This window comes from Pseudoalteromonas sp. Cn5-37, assembly GCF_021532495.1.
Classification (GTDB): Bacteria; Pseudomonadota; Gammaproteobacteria; order Enterobacterales; family Alteromonadaceae; genus Pseudoalteromonas; species Pseudoalteromonas simplex.
The window spans coordinates 1-4,270 of the sequence record NZ_JAKGBA010000066.1; the positions used below are offsets into that span (position 1 = coordinate 1).

Annotated in this window: 6 protein-coding genes; 1 reads left to right on the forward strand and 5 read right to left on the reverse strand. The window is 37.7% G+C overall.

Annotated features, from left to right (window positions below; translation table 11 throughout):
* Positions 1–85: 85 nt before the first annotated feature.
* Together L1266_RS21845 and L1266_RS21850 are read right to left on the reverse strand one after the other, a co-directional pair.
* Positions 86–265, reverse strand: coding sequence for a HipA N-terminal domain-containing protein (locus tag L1266_RS21845; RefSeq protein WP_138534065.1), 180 nt, complete (start codon positions 263–265; stop codon positions 86–88).
* Complete coding sequence (locus L1266_RS21850; protein WP_138534064.1) at positions 258–542, reverse strand: helix-turn-helix domain-containing protein; 285 nt, start codon at positions 540–542, stop codon at positions 258–260. Before L1266_RS21850 ends, L1266_RS21845 begins: the two co-directional genes overlap by 8 nt.
* 235 nt (positions 543–777) lie before the next feature.
* Between L1266_RS21850 and L1266_RS21855 the strand changes: the two genes are divergently transcribed.
* Positions 778–1,077 (forward strand): hypothetical protein, encoded by a 300-nt coding sequence (locus L1266_RS21855; RefSeq protein ID WP_118845574.1) that lies wholly within the window; start codon positions 778–780, stop codon positions 1,075–1,077.
* A 473-nt stretch (positions 1,078–1,550) separates the two neighbouring features.
* On the opposite strand, the gene L1266_RS21860 is transcribed toward L1266_RS21855, so the two are convergent.
* The 3 genes from L1266_RS21860 to L1266_RS21870 all read right to left on the reverse strand — a co-directional run bounded on the left by L1266_RS21860 (position 1,551) and on the right by L1266_RS21870 (position 3,937).
* The gene (locus L1266_RS21860) at positions 1,551–2,054 is read right to left on the reverse strand and encodes a DUF4411 family protein (RefSeq protein WP_118845572.1); all 504 of its coding nucleotides are present in this window, start codon (positions 2,052–2,054) and stop codon (positions 1,551–1,553) included.
* Positions 2,051–3,184 (reverse strand): ImmA/IrrE family metallo-endopeptidase, encoded by a 1,134-nt coding sequence (locus L1266_RS21865; RefSeq protein WP_063529044.1) that lies wholly within the window; start codon positions 3,182–3,184, stop codon positions 2,051–2,053. Before L1266_RS21865 ends, L1266_RS21860 begins: the two co-directional genes overlap by 4 nt.
* A 354-nt stretch (positions 3,185–3,538) precedes the next feature.
* Positions 3,539–3,937, reverse strand: coding sequence for a DUF4236 domain-containing protein (locus L1266_RS21870; protein WP_063528117.1), 399 nt, complete (start codon positions 3,935–3,937; stop codon positions 3,539–3,541).
* Positions 3,938–4,270: the final 333 nt, after the last annotated feature.

Here is a 4,270-nt window from a genome sequence, read left to right on the forward strand (position 1 = left end):
GGCAATCGTAAGACTAGCCGAGTCAAAAGCTCGACTAGCGGTGTCCAACGAAGCGTCAAAAAAGAAAGGTTAGTAGCTTAGGCTATTATCTTGGAAGCTCGATGCCTTTAGGCGCGAGTAGTTCACTTGGTATATCCGGTGACAAGGAAAAGTTTTTATCTGAGTTAACCCACTCTTGTGCATATTCAAAAGCCCAAAAGCCATTCACATCTTTTAACTCACCCATTTTTTTTGTACTTACAAATACTGTGAGCGATCTATTCATGATCAACTATCTCATTAATGCGTTTGATTAGTTTCTTTTGCGCTGAAGTATCAGATGGAGGCAGCGCGAAGTCTATTTTCATTTCAATACCAAGTGACTCCATCAAATCAAATAACCTATTTACGGACAATGAACCACTCCCCTTTTCAAAGTCACCTACCGTATTGATACTATTGCCCGAAAATTCTCCAATTGTTTTTTGGTCTAACCCTTGGCTTTTTCTAACAGCAGATATTAATTTACCTAATTGCTTAGCTGAACTAACAGATATTTCCATTTTTAGCTCCAAAATTCACAGATAATTGTGAATAATAGAGAAATATAATCAATAGGGCAATAAATTCACAATATTTTGTGAAAAAATCTAGAACCGCAGTCAAAGAACCAAAAATTCACAATATAATGTGAAAAATGCAATTCATATAGATACTACAAATTGACTAGATAGACTCACAAGGAATAGAATATTAATAGGTACAATTTAGGAAGGAACTTAAAAAGGATTTTTATGTATGACCAAAATTAAAATTAATAAAATTAGAAGTTTATCCCATCTAATGGTTTTATTGCTTATTACCTTTGCATTGATGCAAATTTCAACATCATTAACAATATTTACCTCAATTCTTGTTTTAATCTATTTGGCGTTCATTCTTTCCTCAACAGTTAAAGCTTATTCTCAAGGAATTTATTTTAAAGCTTTCAATACAGAGAAGTTCTATTCAGCAGAAGAGATTAAAGGAGGTGCAATTCCATTTCTTCTATATTACTGGGATAACAAAAATAGCTCATTAAAGTCATTATACAAATGAAGCTAAAGTGCATGAATTATAAATCACCCCAAGGATGAAAGTTATCAGTTCTTACACCCGTTCTTTTCACAAGTGATTTTACTATGAGTGTTAGTCCAATGTGTTGGGTTTCCTCAGTATTGGAAAAACGTTTTAGGTTGTCATCTGTGTTAAGTGAATTCGGCATAAATTTTTAGGGACTAACGCCGCATTAAGATGCTATAGCAACGCCACCACTTTACCTATACGACTCAAACTAAAAATATTGGCTAAAAACTCCAAATTCAGTAGTGCAGAACTCGCTTGAATGTAAGCCAAATACTGATGTCACGGATAGGAAAATTTAAAGCCGGAAATTACCGGTTTTAAACGTTATTGAAACAAGGTTAGCGTTATTGCTAATGAATTACTTATGAGGTTTGGATTAGTTAGTGGAGGCGCTTCAAGTATGATTAGCGAGCTACACATTTTGAAAGTAAATAAGGCTCTAAAGCCTAAGGGGTTGATGTATGCATAACAAATTGAGCTTCTAAATTGTTTAATAGCTCAAAAGTATTGATATAAGATACTTTGAAGTGCTCACAAATGTTTGGGATTAAGATTTTTCTCTTGATTTTTTTGTCGAGCTTTTCGTGGGTAACTATCACTGATCCAGTTGTTATAGCTTTAGCAATTAACCAAGGGTCAGCCCCTCTCAGAAACTCTTCATGTGTTCCGTCTTTCATCTCGGTTAGAGACATTACATAATTCACCACATTTGCGAAGGCAAGTTGGGTTGCTTCATCATCATTAGATTCAAACAAACCTGGATGTTCTTTAGCCCATATCGCGAGTTCATCATTACCGTTAATCAGCTCTTTCTTTATGAATTCGATACTTGAAACGCCGCAATGCTTGTTTGATTGCAATAACCACTGCCAATAGCCCGGACAAATTGTCATCGAATAGTACCGATTTTTCGCTTCAATAAATGTATTTGCATCTAGCAGGTAATTCATAAGGCAAGTTTGCTCGCGTACGTTTTAATTTTATTAGGTTGAATTCCCAATAAGCTCCCTGCATCCCGAAGTAGAATCCGCCCACTCATTGCTTCTGCAACAACTGCACTAGAAAATAAAGCACTGTTACGGGCACCCGCAGTAATGTTAAAGTCTCCTCCGCTGCTTTTTTTGCGTCTGAACGCTTTCATTTCACGTTGGTAAAATTCCCTATAAGTATCGGAGTCTATAGCGTTACAGTCGAAAGCCCGTTTAGCCACAACGAGTTTACTAACGTGAAATCTAGAACTAATTGCTACAACATTATTTAGTAGGCTAACTAGAGGATTCCACATTTCATGGAATTCTTTCTCAGGGACTAAAAATTCGCCAGCTACAGCATTGCAGAACTTTTCTTCTTCAGCATGTTCGTTGCCAAGATCAGAAACCCCGCTACTGCCTATCCAAAGATGAGCTAACTCATGAATAAGCGTAAAAAGTCTTGCGGCTGGCGCGTCAGAGCTATTGATGAAAATTACAGGCGCTAATTTGTCGGAGATGGCAAAGCCTCGAAACTCACTAACTTCGAGCTTTCTTCTGGTGTTATTACCTACAATGCCACTTCTCATAACAAGAATGCGAGAGTTTTCAGCAGCGTTGATTAGTTGACGTTGATAGTCTTCCCAAGAGCCTTTTTGAGGCAGTGGAACTCCTAATTCACCTCTTATGTTTTGTGCAACATCATAAACAGTATTTTTTGTAGTAAAGCGACCGACAAACGGCAATTCCTCTTCGCCAATTTGTCGCAAATACTCTTTGTACCACTGTTGTTTATACATTACCTGCTTAATGATGTCTCTCATTTCAACTGATACTTCATTACGATGCTTGTTACCTATAGTTCTGAGATCAGGTATAGGTAGCTCTTCTTTAGGAGGGTTAACTAAAAATAGATAACCAAAAGGAATATTAGTGGCATTTGCAATTTTCTGGGCTTGAACAAATGTAGGCTTAGATGTTCCAGCCTCCCATTCAACTACGCGTTCAACCTTTTTAATCCCTAATTTTTGAGCAAAGTCCTCCTTGCTTAAGCCGGCTCGTTGCCGTGCCCAAGTTACAATTTGGGGATTAATTAATGCTTGCGTTGCCATGATCTCTACTACTTAATTTATTGTAACCACAATACATATTATAGGCGGCATTGTACATAACTTGTTATATTAGTCGCTAGCGGAATTGCCTCGGATAGTGCGAAAGCTAGATTCTTAAAGTAAGCATGCCCTAATGAATTGCACACATAATTAGAAAATGCATGGTGAATGAGGGTTTAGTGGAGTGTCTTATCAATAAACCGAAACACGGAGAAGGGCATATAATAAGTTACGGCCTAAGGAGAGATTTGTCTTAAACGTACGGTCGTAACATCGCTACACGACAGCCTTGTAGTTGATTGATTTGTAGCAGTCTTTAATAGAAACGAATGTAGATCGCCATACGTTGCTTTGTTAGGGCTGTTGGATAACTGAATATATAAGCCAAAACAACCAAGCGAAACTTGTGACTCTTGAAATCGTGGAGTGTCCTTTGCGAAGAGTATACCAAGCAAAGATGTACGGCAGGAAAAAAATTCCCATACCAAGCAAAAAGCTAACTTTTCGTACATCAGTGTCAATTTGTGGTGGTAAGCTACTCTTAAGGTTTACGTGCTTAGAAGTCCCATCGGGTTTATAAACCACCTTGGCGTGAGAGATTCCACTACCGGGTATACTTCCTGTAGCACGAATACCTTTCTCACTCGCATTCAGAGTTAAACCTTTACCTCCCAAGGAAAGACTACTAATCCCTTTTTTACCTATATTAACCCGTACACCTTTTCCAACTTTTATACTCTTTCGAAACCCCATGCACGCAATCTCCTTTGTGCCTTAACATCTTTATCAGAGGACACTATATTAGCTTGTTTTAGTTTTGCTATGCATTATTTATGACCAATATTAGAAAGGTTTTAATTCCATCAAAGGAGTCACTAGCTGGTTTTTGTATGTCCAATAGCGTTGTTTCCTAAAAGTTTGAACTATCTTGCCAGCCTGTGATCAGATCATCTATATTTTACTAGCCCGTGCAACAACAATGAGCAAAATCACAAACTGGTCTCACTATAATCAAGCCCTCGTTAACCGCGGTAATATTCGCTTCTGGTTTGACGAAAAAGCAACGCGTCATTGGTATAACGAATG